Annotated in this window: 17 protein-coding genes; 8 read left to right on the forward strand and 9 right to left on the reverse strand. The window is 73.2% G+C overall.

Annotated features, from left to right (window positions below):
- Positions 1-3: 3 nt before the first annotated feature.
- A complete protein-coding gene (locus OG774_RS28320; protein WP_328305654.1) occupies positions 4-2367 on the reverse strand; it encodes an arylsulfatase in 2364 nt (787 codons plus the stop codon).
- 227 nt (positions 2368-2594) lie between these two features.
- On the opposite strand from OG774_RS28320, the gene OG774_RS28325 reads away from it, so the two are divergent.
- Positions 2595-3020: an ATP-binding protein gene (locus OG774_RS28325; RefSeq protein WP_328305655.1), complete on the forward strand. Its 426-nt coding sequence runs from the start codon at positions 2595-2597 to the stop codon at positions 3018-3020.
- Between the two features lies 1 nt (position 3021).
- On the opposite strand, the gene OG774_RS28330 is transcribed toward OG774_RS28325, so the two are convergent.
- Together OG774_RS28330 and OG774_RS28335 are read right to left on the reverse strand one after the other, a co-directional pair.
- Positions 3022-4323 (reverse strand): PP2C family protein-serine/threonine phosphatase, encoded by a 1302-nt coding sequence (locus OG774_RS28330; protein ID WP_328305656.1) that lies wholly within the window; start codon positions 4321-4323, stop codon positions 3022-3024.
- A gap of 56 nt (positions 4324-4379) precedes the next feature.
- Positions 4380-5138: a TetR/AcrR family transcriptional regulator gene (locus OG774_RS28335; protein WP_328305657.1), complete on the reverse strand. Its 759-nt coding sequence runs from the start codon at positions 5136-5138 to the stop codon at positions 4380-4382.
- A gap of 112 nt (positions 5139-5250) precedes the next feature.
- On the opposite strand from OG774_RS28335, the gene OG774_RS28340 reads away from it, so the two are divergent.
- A complete protein-coding gene (locus OG774_RS28340) occupies positions 5251-5703 on the forward strand; it encodes a VOC family protein (protein ID WP_328305658.1) in 453 nt (150 codons plus the stop codon).
- Positions 5704-5820: 117 nt separating this feature from the next.
- Positions 5821-6783, forward strand: a complete 963-nt coding sequence (locus OG774_RS28345) for a helix-turn-helix domain-containing protein (protein WP_328305659.1) — start codon at positions 5821-5823, stop codon at positions 6781-6783.
- On the opposite strand, the gene OG774_RS28350 is transcribed toward OG774_RS28345, so the two are convergent.
- Positions 6731-7459, reverse strand: a complete 729-nt coding sequence (locus tag OG774_RS28350) for a helix-turn-helix domain-containing protein (RefSeq protein ID WP_328305660.1) — start codon at positions 7457-7459, stop codon at positions 6731-6733. The genes OG774_RS28345 and OG774_RS28350 overlap by 53 nt on opposite strands.
- 116 nt (positions 7460-7575) lie before the next feature.
- Positions 7576-8445: an alpha/beta hydrolase gene (locus OG774_RS28355; protein ID WP_328305661.1), complete on the reverse strand. Its 870-nt coding sequence runs from the start codon at positions 8443-8445 to the stop codon at positions 7576-7578.
- 184 nt (positions 8446-8629) lie between these two features.
- On the opposite strand from OG774_RS28355, the gene OG774_RS28360 reads away from it, so the two are divergent.
- Positions 8630-8788 carry a hypothetical protein gene (locus OG774_RS28360; RefSeq protein WP_328305662.1) on the forward strand — a complete coding sequence of 53 codons (159 nt, stop codon included), beginning with the start codon at positions 8630-8632 and terminating at the stop codon, positions 8786-8788.
- A 78-nt stretch (positions 8789-8866) separates the two neighbouring features.
- Complete coding sequence (locus OG774_RS28365; RefSeq protein WP_328305663.1) at positions 8867-10516, forward strand: acyl-CoA dehydrogenase family protein; 1650 nt, start codon at positions 8867-8869, stop codon at positions 10514-10516.
- Here OG774_RS28365 and OG774_RS28370 read toward each other — a convergent pair.
- The gene (locus tag OG774_RS28370; RefSeq protein ID WP_328305664.1) at positions 10491-11360 is read right to left on the reverse strand and encodes an SMP-30/gluconolactonase/LRE family protein; all 870 of its coding nucleotides are present in this window, start codon (positions 11358-11360) and stop codon (positions 10491-10493) included. The two genes, OG774_RS28365 and OG774_RS28370, sit on opposite strands and share 26 nt — an antisense overlap.
- A 117-nt stretch (positions 11361-11477) precedes the next feature.
- Between OG774_RS28370 and OG774_RS28375 the strand changes: the two genes are divergently transcribed.
- Positions 11478-12314 (forward strand): sulfite exporter TauE/SafE family protein, encoded by an 837-nt coding sequence (locus OG774_RS28375; RefSeq protein ID WP_328305665.1) that lies wholly within the window; start codon positions 11478-11480, stop codon positions 12312-12314.
- Here OG774_RS28375 and OG774_RS28380 read toward each other — a convergent pair.
- Positions 12295-12687 (reverse strand): hypothetical protein, encoded by a 393-nt coding sequence (locus tag OG774_RS28380; protein WP_328305666.1) that lies wholly within the window; start codon positions 12685-12687, stop codon positions 12295-12297. The genes OG774_RS28375 and OG774_RS28380 overlap by 20 nt on opposite strands.
- Positions 12688-12792: 105 nt before the next feature.
- Here OG774_RS28380 and OG774_RS28385 point away from each other — a divergent pair, with 105 nt between their 5' ends.
- Positions 12793-13200 carry a FluC/FEX family fluoride channel gene (locus tag OG774_RS28385; RefSeq protein WP_328305667.1) on the forward strand — a complete coding sequence of 136 codons (408 nt, stop codon included), beginning with the start codon at positions 12793-12795 and terminating at the stop codon, positions 13198-13200.
- Positions 13197-13547 carry a fluoride efflux transporter FluC gene (locus OG774_RS28390; protein ID WP_328305668.1) on the forward strand — a complete coding sequence of 117 codons (351 nt, stop codon included), beginning with the start codon at positions 13197-13199 and terminating at the stop codon, positions 13545-13547. Before OG774_RS28385 ends, OG774_RS28390 begins: the two co-directional genes overlap by 4 nt.
- 1 nt (position 13548) lies before the next feature.
- Here OG774_RS28390 and OG774_RS28395 read toward each other — a convergent pair whose 3' ends face one another.
- Both OG774_RS28395 and OG774_RS28400 read right to left on the reverse strand, forming a co-directional pair.
- The gene (locus tag OG774_RS28395) at positions 13549-13743 is read right to left on the reverse strand and encodes a GntT/GntP/DsdX family permease (RefSeq protein ID WP_328305670.1); all 195 of its coding nucleotides are present in this window, start codon (positions 13741-13743) and stop codon (positions 13549-13551) included.
- A 34-nt stretch (positions 13744-13777) separates the two neighbouring features.
- On the reverse strand, positions 13778-14371 hold the full coding sequence (locus OG774_RS28400; RefSeq protein ID WP_328305671.1) for an NADPH-dependent FMN reductase: 594 nt from the start codon (positions 14369-14371) through the stop codon (positions 13778-13780).
- Positions 14372-14503: the final 132 nt, after the last annotated feature.

Here is a 14503-nt window from a genome sequence, read left to right on the forward strand (position 1 = left end):
CTCTCACTGGGCGGCCATCACCCGCCGGTAGAGCCCCCCGTGCTCGGAGGTCCCTTCCTCGTCGCCGGGGTCCCCGAGCTCGATGCGCACCGTGTGCACCGTGCCCGTGAACGCGTTGCCGACGACCGGGTAGTCGGTGCCCACCGGCGTCCCGAGGTCGACGCCGACGTCGAAGGTCTCGTCGAACGAGAAGTAGTACGGGATGGTGGCGTCCACCGTGCCGTGGGCGACCTTCACGTCGTCCACGCTGAGCACGACGACACCGCCGCGGCCGAGGCCGCCGCCGTCGTACTGGAAGTCCATCCGGACCTCGTGGCGCCCGGCGGGCATCGGGTCCTCGGCGCGCAGGACGTGGCTCGTGGTCCCGAAGTAGTTGTAGACGTAGCAGGCGCGCCCGCCCAGGCAGTAGAGCGCCCAGCCCCCGAAGCGCCCGCCCTGGGCGACGATCACTCCGTCGGTCAGCGCGCCGTCGGTGTCGACGTCGGCGATGACCGTGTGGGAGCGGTTCTTGATGTTCGGCGTCGTCTCCTCGATCAGCCGTCGCGTCCGCCCGTGGTAGGTCACCGAGCGGCGGTCGCCGAGCAGGTCGAGCCGCCCCGCGATCCGCGGGTTCTCCCGCTCGGTGACGCGGTTGTCCAGCGGGAAGACCTGGTACTTCGCCGCCTCGATCAGGAACAGCTCGCGCAGGGAGGCGAGCTTGTCCGGGTGGCGAGCGGCGAGGTCGTGGGCCTGGCTCCAGTCGGTGGTGGTGTCGTAGAGCTCCCAGACGTCGTCGCGGAACGACTTCCCGGCCTTCGGCACCATGTCCCACGGGACGCCGTGCCGGGTCACCGCGGTCCACCCCTCGTGGTAGATGCCGCGGTTGCCGCACATCTCGAAGTACTGGGTCCGGCGGCGGTCGGGCGCTGCGGCGTCGTCGAACGTGTACCGCATGCTCGTGCCCTCGATGGGCTTCTGCGTCACCCCGTCCACCGACACCGGGGCGGGGATGCCCGCGCAGTCCAGGACGGTCGGGAGCACGTCGATGACGTGGTGGAACTGGTGGCGCAGGCCGCCGCCGTCGGTGATGCCCCGGGGCCAGTGGATCACCAGCCCGTCGCGGGTGCCGCCGAAGTGGGACGCCACCTGCTTGGTCCACTGGAACGGGGTGTTCTGCGCCAGCGCCCAGCCCACCGGGGCGATCGGGTAGCTCGTGACGCCGCCGATCTCGTCGATGCGCCCGATCATCTCGGTGGGGTCGTCGACGAGCCCGTGCCCGAGGCGATGCTCGTTGAGCGTGCCCTCGAGACCGCCCTCGCCCGAGGCGCCGTTGTCGCCGATCAGGTAGACGATCATCGTGTTGTCGAGCTCGCCGAGCTGGTCCAGCTCCTCGACGAAGCGCCCGAGCTCGGCGTCGGCGTGCTCGGTGAACCCGGCGAAGGTCTCCATGAACCGCGCCCCCAGCGCGCGCTGGTCGTCGCTGAGCTCTTCCCAGTGCGGCACCTCCTCGACCCACGGGGCGAGCTCGGCGTCCTGGGGGATCACCCCGAGCTCCTTCTGCCGGGCCAGCGTCAGCTCGCGCTGCCGGTCCCAGCCGTGGTCGAACCGCCCGCGGTAGCGGTCCCGCCACTCGGGCCGGACGTGCAGCGGCGCGTGCGATGCGCCGAAGGCGAGGTAGGTGAAGAAGGGGCGGTCCGGGGTCAGGGTGCGCTGGGTGCGCACCCAGTCGACGGCGTGGTCGACGAGGTCCTCGGAGAGGTGGTAGCCCTCCTCCGGCCGCCGGGTGGGCTCGACCGGCGTGGTGCCCTGGTAGAGCAGGGGGTACCAGTGGTTCATCTCGCAGGCCATGAAGCCGTAGAAGTGGTCGAAGCCCTCGCCGGTGGGCCAGCGGTCGAACGGGCCGACGGGGCTGATCTCCGACGGCGGGGTCTGGTGCCACTTGCCGAACGCGGCCGTCGAGTACCCGTTGCCCTGCAGGGTCCGGGCCATCGTCGCCGCGCTGCGCGGGCGGAAGCCGGAGTACCCGGGGGCCGACGTGGCCATCTCGGTGGTGCCGCCCATGCCGACCGAGTGGTGGTTGCGCCCGGTCATCAGCGCCTGGCGCGTCGGCGAGCACAGCGCGGTCACGTGGAAGCGGGTGTAGCGCAGCCCGTCGGCGGCCAGCCGATCGGCCGTCGGCATGTCACAGGGTCCCCCGAAGGCGCTGGAACTGCCGAACCCCAGATCGTCGAGGACCACGACCACGACATTCGGGGCTCCCTCGGGCGCGGCCGTCGGACGGACCGGCTCGAAGGGTTCGGATTGTTCGTCGATCCCGAGGGCGGTGACCACCCCGGCCGGCTGCTCCGGCTCGGGTAGAACGTGACGGCCACCGTTGAACCTGCTCATCCCGGCTCCACGATCCCTTCTGTCGATGATGGACCGCCCGCGGCTGGACGGCCCGGCTCGGTTTAGCACAGGCAAGAATCGCCAGCAAGGAATGGCGTTCACTATCGCATCGTGACCATTCTGGAGTGCATCGAGGATCGTCCGTGACGCGGAGGGCCGCCATTCTCAGGAATGCGTCACGGAATCGGTGGGTTGGCCCGTCGCGGATCGGGCACCCAGGACGCACCATGCCGAACCCGGACGCCCACGGCGCCGCCGCCGTCGCCCGATGGCCCGACACCCTGCAGGTCAGTACGTCGGCGCAGGGGGGCCACGTCCGTCTGCTCCGGCGGCGTCTCGCGCAGTGGCTCGGCGGGGACGACCTCGACGCGGACGTGATCGAGGACCTCGTCCTGGCCGCGTCGGAGGCGCTCGAGAACTGCTGCGACCACGCCTACTCCAGCGGTCACGCCGCCGGCACCATGACGCTCACCGCGTCCCAGGCCGACGACCGGCTGGTCATCACCGTCGCCGACGACGGGTCCTGGCAGCTCGAGGAGGCCCAGACCGGCCACCGGGGCCGGGGGCTCACCATGATGCGGGAGCTGGTCGACGACGTCGCCATCGAGGCCGGCCCGTGGGGTACCAGCCTCGCCCTGACCCGCTACCTCTGACTCACGCCGTGGGGGAGCGGAAGCCCCCGGCCGCGCCGGACCGGACCTTCTCCGCTCGCTGCGACGGCGGGGTCGACGCCGTGACGTCCCGGGCGACCGAGGGCAGCAGGCGCTCGTGCGCCGTGGCCGACCAGTCCACCATCAGCAGGGTGGCATCGTCCTGCAGCAGCCCGCCCTGGTGCTCGAGGACCGCGGCGGCGAGCCGTCGCAGGGTCTCGGGCGCCGAGACCTCGTCGAGCTCCGCGCGTTCGCTGAGGTCGACCAGCCGACGCTCGCCGAAGAACCGTCCGTCGGCGCCGCGCGCCTCGGTGATCCCGTCGGAGTAGAAGACCACCCGGTCGCCGGGCTCGAGCCACTCCACGGCCTCCTCCACCGGGGCGGCGTGCTCGCCGACCCCCAGCGGCGGCCGCGGTGTCGCCTCGAACGCGCCGACGAGGTGCCCGTGACGCAGCAACAGGGGGTGGGGGTGGCCGGCGACGAGGTAGCGCAGCTCGCCGGTGCGCAGGTCCAGCCGGGCCAGGATCGCGGTCACGAACCGCGGGAGCACCCCGGCCGCCTGCATCTGGACGTCGGCCTCGACGGCGAGCGCCGCGAGGTCGGTGACGCCCCGGCGGCGGGCGTTGCGGATCGCGCTGACCGCCAGGGCGGTCGCACTGCCCGCGGCGAGGTCGTGCCCGACACCGTCGAACACCGCGACGTAGGCGGTGTCGAGGTCCACGACGTAGTCGTAGCCGTCGCCCGCGACCCGGTCGTAGGGCTCGAGCAGCGCCGTGACGCAGACGTTGTCGGTGGCGAAGGTGCGTGGCGGGACCAGCTGCCAGAGGAGCTCGGCGGCCACCGTGAGCGGTCGGGGGGCGCGGATGCGACGGATGCGGTCGCTGTAGGGCAGCTTGGCGATCGCGATGTGCCCCATCAGGCCGGACAGGGTCCAGCACCGGCGGCGGAACTCGAGGTCGTCGACCACCTCGGGCCCGAGCTCCAGGCTCACCACCCCGGCCCGCTCCGTGCCGTCGAGCATCGGGACCCACAGCATCCGGCGACCGTCGTCGCTGAAGCCGGCGACGAACTCGCCGTACTGGAACGCACGCCCGGCGAGGGTCCCGTCCACCGACTGCGGCGCCGGGGGGTCCACCCGCACCGAGGTGAGCACCCGCTGACCGAGGTCGATCAGCAGCACGTCGGCGTGGAGCCCGAGGGGCCGGACGGCCTCGTCGATCATGGCCGAGAGGCCCTCACCGACGACGAGGTGGGACCGATCGGTCAACGACGTGAAGACATCGCCCCACGTCGCCCCGGTCGTCACGTCGAGGACCCTACGGCGCTCTCCCCGATCGCCCGCCGAGGTCACGGTGTCCGGGATCACGGCCCCGCGTCGGACACACCCTCCCGTCGGGCCCGCTCGTAGGGTTTGGCCGTCGGCGCGGGCCGCTGCGACCAGCCGGAGGCCGACCAGCGCGCGACCCAGGGGTGCACCGCGATGGTCGGGAGGAGCCCGACCCACGTCGTGGTCATGCGCTCCCAGGTCGTGGGGCCGTCGGGCTGGGCCTCGGCGAGGTAGTGGTGCCCGACGACGGTGCCGAGCAGCGTGGTGCTGACCGCCGCCGGGTCGGTGTCGGCGGTGAGCAGCCCGTCGGCCCGGGCCCGCGCGAGCAGGACCTCGCTCTCGGCCCGCCAGCCCTCGACCCACTTGTGCCGGTCGGCCTGCATGCCCGGGTCCTCGCGCATCACGCGCACCCCGCCCTGGACGACGGGGTCGTGCATCAGGCGGGCGATCTGTGCGTCGTAGACGACGAGCAGGGTCTGCAGGGGATCGAGGTGCCGGGCGGCGATGCGCTCGGTGAGGTCCTCCCACGAGGCGTGGACCTCGTCCACGACCGCCCAGCCGAGGGCGCTCTTGGAACCGAAGTGGAAGAACAGCGCGCCCTTGGTGCGGCCGCAGTCCTCGACCACCTGGACGAGCGACGTCGCGTGGTAGCCCTGGGAGGCGAAGCGGCGGGCGGCCGCCAGGATCAGCTCGTGGCGCGTGGCCCCCGCCCTGGCCTGGAGGCCCGCCACGGCGGCCCGGGCCGACCAGCGGGAGACCGGGAGCGTGAACCACGGCGGCTCGCCCGACGTCATGCACGACCCGTGGTCGGAGCGCACCCGGCCTGCACGGACTCCACGAGAGGATGCTGGCAGCTCGGCGCGGCTCCGCACCAGCCGCCGCGACGCCCTGCTCCGGGGACGATCGGTGACGAAAGGGATGATCGACGTGCTTCTTCGCGGGGTGGACCACATCGCGTGCCTGACCCACGACCCCGCGCGGCTGGGGGAGTTCTACGCGGCGGTGTTCGACGCCGAGATCGGGCCCACCCGCGCGCACGGCCAGGACGGCGAGGAGACGATGACGGTGATGCGGATCGGGCCGCACACCGAGCTCAACGTCTTCACCGTGCCGAGCAGCGACGAGGCCGACCGACAGACGCCGATGTGGCACCGCGGACGCCTGGACCACTTCGGGCTCCACGCCGCGTCCTACCCGGCGTTCGCGACCATCCGTGAGCGGCTGATGGCCCGAGGCGCCTCCGACGGCACGGTCAACGACTTCGGCGCCGCCTTCAGCATGTTCTTCCGTGATCCCGACGGCCTCGAGGGCGAGGTGCTCGTGCCGAAGGCCGAGGACGGGTCGCAGCCCGTCCGCTGACCCGAGGTCACCGTCGGTGCTTCCGACTCGCCCGTGTCGTCCCTATGCTCACCTGTCGGAACGAGTCGTCGGTGACGGGGCGTCACAAGGGCGTGTGCCTCTCGGGAGGGAGCGGGCATGACCCTCGTCCTGGAGTCCACCGCCCACCCACCGGGCGAGCGGGCCGAGCTGGTGCAGGAGGTGATCGCCCGCAGCGGCGTCCGACGTCGGGTCGAGATGAAGGCGCCGGCCGAGTCCGTGGACGTCCGCGCCGAGGCGTGGCAGCTCGGCAGCGCCGGGGTCCTGCGCACCGTGGGCACGGCGTTGACGCTGACCCGGACGGCGCGCGACGTGCGCCGCGACGCTCCCGAGCTCGTCGGGATCGCGCTGGCGCGCAGCGGGTGCACGTACTCGGCGCACGGCACCGACCAGCGGCTGGGCCGCGACGGCGTGGTGCTCGTCGACTTCACCAGCCCGTACGCGTTCTCCCACGCCGGGTCGCGCATGAGCTCGATCGTCGCGCACATCTCCCACGCCGACCTCGGCCTGGGCGTCGACGTCGTGCGGGCCGCCGTCCCCCGGCTGGCCGACAGCGAGCTGCTGCCCCTGGTCCGGGCGCATCTCGTGCACATGTCGGGCGCGATCGACGAGCTCGCGGCGAGCCCCGTCGTGGCCGCGGACCTGGGCGCGGCGACGGCCGACCTGACCCGGGCCCTGGTCGCCTCCGTTGCCCGGCACCGGGAACGGGAGGTCCTGGGGGAGACGCTGCGCGCGCGGGTGGTCGCCCACGTCCGGGCCCACCTGGGCGATCGCGACCTCACGCCGGCACGCGTCGCGTCGGCGCACCACGTCTCGCTCCGCACGCTCTACACCGTGTGGGGCGACCGGGAGGAGACCCTCGCCGCGTGGATCCTGCGGGAGCGGCTGGAACGCGTCCGCCGGGAGCTGACGTTCCTGCCGTCCGACGTCACGATCTTCGCCGTGGCCCGCCGGTGGGGGTTCGTCGACGCCGGTCACTTCGGCCGACGGTTCCGCAGCGCCTACGGGCTCACGCCGTCGGAGTGGGTGCGCCGGTCCCGTCCCGCCACTGCCGGGGCGTGAGGCCGAACGCCGCGCGGAAGCGCCGCGAGAAGAAGCTCGGGTTGTCGAAGCCCCAGGTGCGGGCCACGGTGGCGATCGAGTGGTGGCGACGGCCGGGGGCCGCGAGGTCGGTCCGGGCGCCCTCCAGTCGCCGCTGGATGATCGATCGCTCGAGGCCGACGCCGCGCTCCTCGAAGATCCTGTAGAGGGCGCGGACCGAGATGCCGTTCTCGGCGGCGATCTCCGCGGGAGCGAGGTCGGGGTCGCGGAGGTGGGTGCGCACGTAGGCGTCGACCCGGTCCGCCGTCGACGCCGGCGCCTCCTCGTCGAATGCCCGGGCCTGCTCGGCGGCGGAGAGGACGAGGGCGCGCACCAGCCGCACCGAGGCCCGGCCGAGGTCCGCGGCGGCGGCACCGTCGGCGAGCGCCCACGTCCGGGTGGTCACGCGGACGACGTGGTCCCGGACGAGGGGGTAGAGCGGGCTGGACCGCAGCTCGCCCGCGGCCGCCCGGACGACGTGCAGGGGCAGGCCGAGCTCGTCGAGGTCGACGTGCAGGGCGCCCGGGGCGCCGGCGGGTCGGCCGACGACGGAGGGCGCGGACGGGTCGACGAGGACGAGGGCGCACGACTCCGGGTCGCCGGTGGGGAGGACCAGCGCGATCTCCGGGGCGTTCGTGGCCCGCTCGGGAACGAGCACGGTGCTCCCCGGTGTCGTGGGTCGTCCCGTTCAGCGTCGGCCCCCGGGACGGCGGGGTCAACGACCACCACGACGTGCACACCGGTGGGCACGTCGCGTGGTCGTGGGCGGGCGGGTCAGACGGTCATCGGCTCGGCCGGGGCCGCCGGCGCGGGCACGATCGCGGGCGGGGTCGTCGCGTGGCGCAGGGCCCAGGCCAGGGCGTAGTCGGCGATCTCCTCCCAGCCGGGCGCGGCGGGCAGGAGGTGGGGCTTGCTGCCGAACTCGACCACCTCGGTGATCGTCTTCTCGCCCTTGTAGTGCCCGGCGTTCGACCACTGGATCTTCGGCGGCATGATGTTGTCCTCGCTGCCGGCGACGAACAGCAGCGGCGCCCGGTCCTCGTTGTGGTAGTTCACCCACGTCCCGCTGTGGCCCGGGGTCAGGTTGGCCAGCGCGCTCTCGAAGATGATGCCGCCGGACACCGGAACCGCGTAGCGCTCGTAGAGCGCACGGGCCTCGGCCTCGGGGAAGGTGTTGGTGAAGGCGTAGTTCCAGTGCTCGAAGTCGTAGCGGATCGCCCGGTGCCGGTTGGCCGGGTTCTTGAGCACCGGGAACGTGGCCCTGGCCTGGGTGAGCGGGATGATCGGCACGCCCTCGGTGGGCGCCGAGTTCAGCGCGATGCCGGCGGCCCCGAACCCGTGGTCGAGCAGGATCTGGGTGAACGCCCCGCCCGCCGAGTGCCCGATGATGATCGGCGGGCTCTCCAGCCCGCGCAGGACCGATTCGAAGTGCTCGACGATCGCGGGGACGGTGAGCGCCTCGACCGGCGAGGGATCGGCGTTGAGGGCCTCGACCTCGACCTCGAAGCCGGGGTAGGCCGGGGCGATCACCCGGTAGCCCTTGGCCTCGTAGTGGGCGATCCACTGCTCCCAGGAGCGTGGGGTCACCCAGAAGCCGTGGACGAGGACGATGGTGTCGGGGGCCGGGCGGGCGGCGTGCGTCATGACGGGGTCCCTTTCTCAGGCCGTCGCGAGGACGAGCAGGTCGTCCCAACCTGGCAGCGGGAGTCCGGGCGGAATGTCCTGTCCGCGCAGAGCGGTGGGCTGTGCGTGCAGGGTCGGCGGTGTGCCCCCTGCTGCCGCCTGCGGTCGGCTGTCTCGTCGGCACCGCGCCGAGGGCCAGCCGAGCATGATCGACATCCTTGAGCGAGCGCAGGCCACCGCCGCGCGCCTGCGCACCTCCCTGATCGAGGAGATCCCCGGCGCCCGCCACCTGGCCCTGCTCGGCGAACCGGACCGCTTCGCCGCGGCGCTGATCCCGCTGCTCGACGGCCTCGACCGGCGCTGAGCCGGGCGGGTCCGAGTCGCAGCCCCGGTCGCAGGTCGGCGATTGACGAGGGTGGTGAACCGCGGCTCAGATGGCCCCGTGACCCTCGTCGACGAGACCCCGTTCTCCCGTGCGCGCCCCATCCCCGACGACAACCTGGTCCCGGACCTCCACGGGGTCGACGCCTTCGCCGGCGACGCGATCGCGTCCGGGGTCGTCGAGCGGTACGCGCCGTGGGTCCGCGAGCGCGCCTCCGCCCTCGGGTCGCGCGTCTGGGACCCGGCGGTGCTCGAGACCGCGCGCAAGGCCCAGCGCCACACCCCGGAGCTGCGTCCGCTGGACCGGCTGGGCCGTGAGGTCTTCGACGTCGACTTCCATCCGAGCTACCACGACCTGATGTCGCTGGCCTTCGGCTCCGGGGTGCACTCGCTGGCGTGGACCGCGGTCGAGCCGGGGGCGCACTCGGCGCGCGCGGTGCTGTCGTACCTCTGGAACCAGGTCGACGGGTCCACCGCGTGCCCGACGGGCATGGCCTACGCGTCGATCCCGATCCTGCGCAGCCGGCCCGAGCTCGCGCCGTGGGCGGAGAAGGTGGTCGTCGAGGGCTACGACCCCGCGGACGTGCCGGTCACCGCGAAGTCCGCGGCCACCATCGGCTACTTCATGACCGAGAAGCACGGCGGCTCCGACCTGCGGGCCAACGTCACCGTCGCCCGCCCGGTGGGCCGGCGCGGGACGGGGGAGACCTACCTGGTCAACGGGCACAAGTGGTTCGCCTCGGTCCCGATGGCCGACTGCTACCTCACCGTGGCGCAGACCGAGGGCGGGGTGTCCTGCCTGCTCATCCCGCGGCGGCGCGCCGACGGGAGCCTCAACGGGATCCGGGTCAACCGGCTCAAGGACAAGCTCGGCAACCGCGCCAACGCCTCCTCGGAGATCGAGTACCACGACGCCGAGGCGATCCTGGTCGGCGAGGAGGGCAAGGGCGTGCGGACGATCCTGTCCTCGGCCGAGTACACCCGGCTGGACTTCGCGGTCGGGTCCGCGGGCCTGATGCGCGCGGCGCTCTCCCAGGCCCTGCACTTCAACGATCACCGCACCGCCTTCGGCGCCCCGCTCTCGCAGCTGCCGATCCAGGCGCCCGTGCTCGCCGACCTGGCCCTGGAGTGGGCGGGCGCGGCGCACCTCGGGTTCCGGGTGGCGCGCGCCGAGGACCACCAGGACGACGTGTCCGAGCAGCTCGTGAGCCGCCTGCTCACGCCCGTCGCCAAGTTCTGGAACTGCCGGCGGGTCTCGGGGGTCACCGAGGAGGTGATGCAGTCCATCGGCGGCAACGCCTACATCGAGGAGCACCCGCTGCCGCGGTACTACCGCGAGGCGCCGCTCAACGCGATCTGGGAGGGCACCTCGAACATGATGGTCATGGACGTCGGACGCGTCCTGGCCCGCGAGCCGAAGGCGCTCGAGCCGGTGCTCGACGACATCCGGCCGGCCGCCGCCGAACACCCGCTGCTCGCCGGTGCCCTCGCCGACATCGAGGAGCTGGTGAACGAGCCCGAGGACACCACGCGCTACCTGGTCACCCGGCTCGCGCTCGCGGCACAGGCCGCGCTGCTCGTCGAGCACGCGCCGACCGCCGTCGCCGACGCGTTCGTCACCTCGCGGCTCGGCACCGGATGGGGCCCCGGCTACGGGACGCTGCGCGGCGTCGACTTCGAGGCGATCATCGATCACGCCCGTCCGGGCTGATCGCCGGCACCTCGGTGACGAGGATCCGGGACGACCGCCGGCCCTGGACCTCGACGAGCTTGTCGATGCCCTCGAACTCGTTGCAGAGCAGGAAGAGGTGTCGGCCCTGCGGGCCGCCGAGGACGCACGAGAAGCAGGGCAGCTCGGTGTCGATCCGGTGGGTGATCTCCCCGCCGTCGAGCACGCGGACGCAGGCCCCGCCGGGCGCGTCCGGCCGCTGCGAGTGGGCGAACGTGTCGGCGGTCTGGGCCCAGACCGCCCCCTCGGCGTCGACGCCGATGCCGTCGGGCCACACGCGCCGGCCGGTGAGGCTGCCGTCGTCGCCGATGTCGAACGCGGACAGCCGGCCCGCGAACGACTCGGACACCACGAGCGTGGCGCCGTCCGGTGTCACGACCATGCCGTTGGGGAACTGGATGTCCTCGGCGACCCGGCGGGACGAGCCGTCCGGCGCGACGAGGTCGATCCAGCCGGGCTCCGGGGCCGCGCCGCCGGCGAAGTCGAAGTCGGCACCGTTGACGTAGACGTGGCCGCGCTGGTCGACGACGACCTCGTTCGCGCCGTGGTCGCGCAGCGTCGTGGCCGGCCCTCCCGGCTCGCGCATGGTGACCGACTCGCCCGTGGTGACCAGGCGGCCGTCGGGCAGCCAGTCGATCGACCAGCCCATGGAGGCCGGCCCGGGCGCCATCACCTCGGCGTTGCCCTCGAGGTCGACGGCCACGACCTCGCCCACGCCCCAGTGCGCGAACCAGAGCCGCCCGTCGTGCCAGCGGGCCGACTCCACCATCGCCAGGCCGGTGAGCAGGGTGCGGGCGGGCGGCAGGTACTCGATGTCGATGCTCATGCCTCCCCACGAACGGACCCCGGCGGGATCGACAGGTCGGACGGTACCGATCGACAGGGCCGTCCCCACCGCGGACCGAGCTGGCCCTCACCGTCGCCATCGGCGACAGTGACAGCCGTGCGGACGCGGCGGGACGAGCCGACCGAGGGCGGCTCCCGCGGCGGGATCGCGGCCATCGGGGTGGTCGGCGGGGTCGTCGGTGGCCTGATCGGCGGCGGCGGCGGGGTGCTGTTCGTCGCGGGGCTCGACCGCTTCACGGCGATGTCCCGGGCCCGCGTGCACGGCACGTCGACGATCGCGAACATCGGCGTCTGTGTGGCCGGCTCCGCCGCCTACGCGCTCGGTGGCGGCGCGGTCGACCTGCGCATCGGCACCGGGATGCTGGTCGGCGGCACCCTCGGGGCCCTCATCGGGCCGCGCCTCCTGGCCCGCGCGTCGGAGCGGCTGCTGCGGGTCCTGCTGGTCGTGATCCTGGTGCTGACGGCCGCCAAGTTCTCGGTGGACGCGCTCGGGCTCCCGCTGCTGACCCACGCCCTGCTGCCGGCCGGCCTGCTCGCCGACCTGTGGTTCGTCGTCCCGGCGACCCTCGTCGTCGGGATCGTCATCGGCGCCTGGTCGGGCGCGATGGGCCTCGGCGGCGGGCTGCTCGCCGTCCCGGCGATGGTGCTGCTGTTCGGGGTCGAGCTGCACGTCGCGGCCGGGACGTCGCTGCTGATGTTCATCCCCAACTCGATCGTCGGGTCCTGGGTGCACATCCGCCAGGGCACGGCGTCCGCCCGCTGGGGCTGGCTGCTGGGCCTGACGTCGGCGCCCGGGGTCGTGGCCGGGGCACTGCTGGGTCTGGCGCTGGACACGGTGGTGCTCGGTCTGGTCTTCGCGGCCTTCGCACTGGTCATGGCCGTGCGCGAGACCGTGGCCCTGATCCGCCGCCCGGCTACCGCTCGTGCCAGGTGACCGCGAGGGCCGTGGCGAGCACGAGCAGCACGCCGATGCCCGCCACCGAGTGGAGCCCGAAGCGTGACGCCTCGTCGCGGAACCTCGCCTCGGTGAGGAGCAGCACGAGGACGAGGGTCATGAACCCCGCGGAGCCGGCGAGCACCGCGATCAGCGTGGTCGCGGCCTTCCGGGCGCTGTTCAGCCCGATCCGCAGCAGCGCCACCGAGTAGAAGACCGCGGCGGACGACAGCGCCCCGGTGCCGACGAACCCGACGGCGTTGAGCGCCATCAGCGGGCTCGCCGTCGCGACACCGGCCAGGGCGGCCAGGGCGGCGGCCGATCCGAGGACGGCGACCGTCCCGTGCACCATGATCGCCATGTTGGGCGGCACCGGACGAAACTAGACATCGGCCGGTACCGCGTTCGACGACGGGGTTCGACGACGGGGTTCGACGACGGGGTTCGACGACGGGGTTCGACGACGGGGGGAGACGACGTGCTGCGCAGCCAGGTGGCGATCACCGGCGCGGTCGCGGCCGGCGGCGCGCTCGGTGCTCTGGCCCGATGGGCTCTCGAGTCCGCGTGGCCCGCCCCGCCCGGTGGCTTCCCGGCGACGACGTTCGCGATCAACGTCGGCGGGTGCCTGCTCATCGGCGTGCTGGTGGTGCTCGTCACCGAGGCCCGCGAGTCCCACCCGATGCTGCGGCCGTTCCTCGGCGCCGGCGTCCTCGGCGGGTTCACGACGTTCTCCAGCTACGCCGTCGAGGCCCAGCAGCTCGTCGGCGGCGCCCACCTCCCGATGGCCGCCCTCTACCTCGCCCTGACCGTCGTCGCCGCCCTGGTGGCGGTCGTGCTCGGACTGACGGTCACCCGCCGCGCCGTCGGGCTGGCGGCCCGCGCGTGACCGCCACCGCCGGCCTGCTGGTCGTCCTCGGCGCCGCCGTCGGCGCCCCGGCTCGCTACCTCACCGACCGGTGGCTGCAGTCCACCCACGGCACCGGCTTCCCGTGGGGGACGTTCACGGTCAACGTCGTCGCCTCGTTCGTCCTGGGGCTGGTGGCCGGTGGCAGCCCGCCCGCGGTGGCGGTGCTGGTCGGCACCGGCTTCTGCGGGGCCCTGAGCACGTGGTCCACGCTCGGCTACGAGACCGTCCGCCTCGCCGAGCAGGGCGCGTGGAGCTCGGCGGTGTTCAACGTCGTCGCCTCGGTGCTCGCCGGGCTCGGCGCCGCGGGGCTGGGGCTGGCGCTCTGAGCTACAGCACGGTGCTGAGCGCGAGCGTCATCCCGAGCCCGACGACCGAGGCGACGGACACCCCGACCGACACGGTCTTGAGCGCGCCCCGCACCGACTGGCCGAGCAGGGACTGCAGCAGCCAGAACGTGTTGCTGGTGACGTGCACGGCGAACAGGGCGCCCGTGCCGGCCGCGAGGGCGATCAGCACCATCATGGAGAAGCGGGCCGTCCGGCGCCGGACGAGATGATCAGCGGGTGCCGCGCAGCCCCAGGGTCTCGAGCCACCCGGCCAGGCCGTCGAGGGCCGCCTTGGCGCCGGCCTCGGTCTCCTCGGGCGGGGTGAAGGTCCGCGCGTCGCCCTCGCCGGAGACGAACTTGCTGGCGAACGGGATCGGCACGGTGGCCGCGACCGGCACCATGCGCAGGGCGACCAGCACCGGCCAGAGCGCCTCGGTGGCCCGCGCACCCGCCGCCACGCCGCCGTAGCCGAGCAGCGCGACCGGCTTGCCCGCCCACTCCTGGTTGAGGTGGTCGAGCGCGTTCTTCAGCGCGGCGTTGTAGCTGTGGTTGTACTCGGGGTGGACGATCGCGAAGGCGTCGGCGCGGGCGATCGTGGCGCTGAAGGCCTTCGTCGAGTCGAGGGCGTAGCGCGCGAACCGCGGGTGCTCCGGCTCGGCGAACATCGGCAGGTCGACGTCGGCGAGGTCGACGATCTCGACGTCGAACCCCTCGTACTGCCGTGCGTACGACGCGAACCACTGCGCGATCGGCTCACCGACCCGCCCGGGGCGGGTGCTCGCGACGATGATCTGCAGCAGGGGGCGGGGACCGGCGTCCGTCATCGGTGTCCTTTGGTCGGTGAAGTGGTTGTCGCTACAACCATTCTCCTCATCGGCGGAGCGCGCCTGTCGGGGCGTGGCCCCGCGGGAAGGCCGGGGTGGTTGTGGTCGGGGCCGTCGGGACTGGATGATCCC

This window comes from Actinomycetospora sp. NBC_00405 (assembly GCF_036044095.1).
In the GTDB taxonomy this organism is placed as follows: Bacteria; Actinomycetota; Actinomycetes; order Mycobacteriales; family Pseudonocardiaceae; genus Actinomycetospora; species Actinomycetospora callitridis.

Coding starts and splice junctions, on each gene's coding strand:
- OG774_RS28395 (WP_328305670.1), bottom strand. CDS start 13,743: ATGATGGTGCTGATCGCCCTCGCGGCCGGCACGGGCGCCCTGTTCGCC.
- OG774_RS28320 (WP_328305654.1), bottom strand. CDS start 2,367: ATGAGCAGGTTCAACGGTGGCCGTCACGTTCTACCCGAGCCGGAGCAG.
- OG774_RS28345 (WP_328305659.1), top strand. CDS start 5,821: ATGACCCTCGTCCTGGAGTCCACCGCCCACCCACCGGGCGAGCGGGCC.
- OG774_RS28400 (WP_328305671.1), bottom strand. CDS start 14,371: ATGACGGACGCCGGTCCCCGCCCCCTGCTGCAGATCATCGTCGCGAGC.
- OG774_RS28325 (WP_328305655.1), top strand. CDS start 2,595: ATGCCGAACCCGGACGCCCACGGCGCCGCCGCCGTCGCCCGATGGCCC.
- OG774_RS28355 (WP_328305661.1), bottom strand. CDS start 8,445: ATGACGCACGCCGCCCGCCCGGCCCCCGACACCATCGTCCTCGTCCAC.
- OG774_RS28335 (WP_328305657.1), bottom strand. CDS start 5,138: ATGACGTCGGGCGAGCCGCCGTGGTTCACGCTCCCGGTCTCCCGCTGG.
- OG774_RS28370 (WP_328305664.1), bottom strand. CDS start 11,360: ATGAGCATCGACATCGAGTACCTGCCGCCCGCCCGCACCCTGCTCACC.
- OG774_RS28360 (WP_328305662.1), top strand. CDS start 8,630: ATGATCGACATCCTTGAGCGAGCGCAGGCCACCGCCGCGCGCCTGCGC.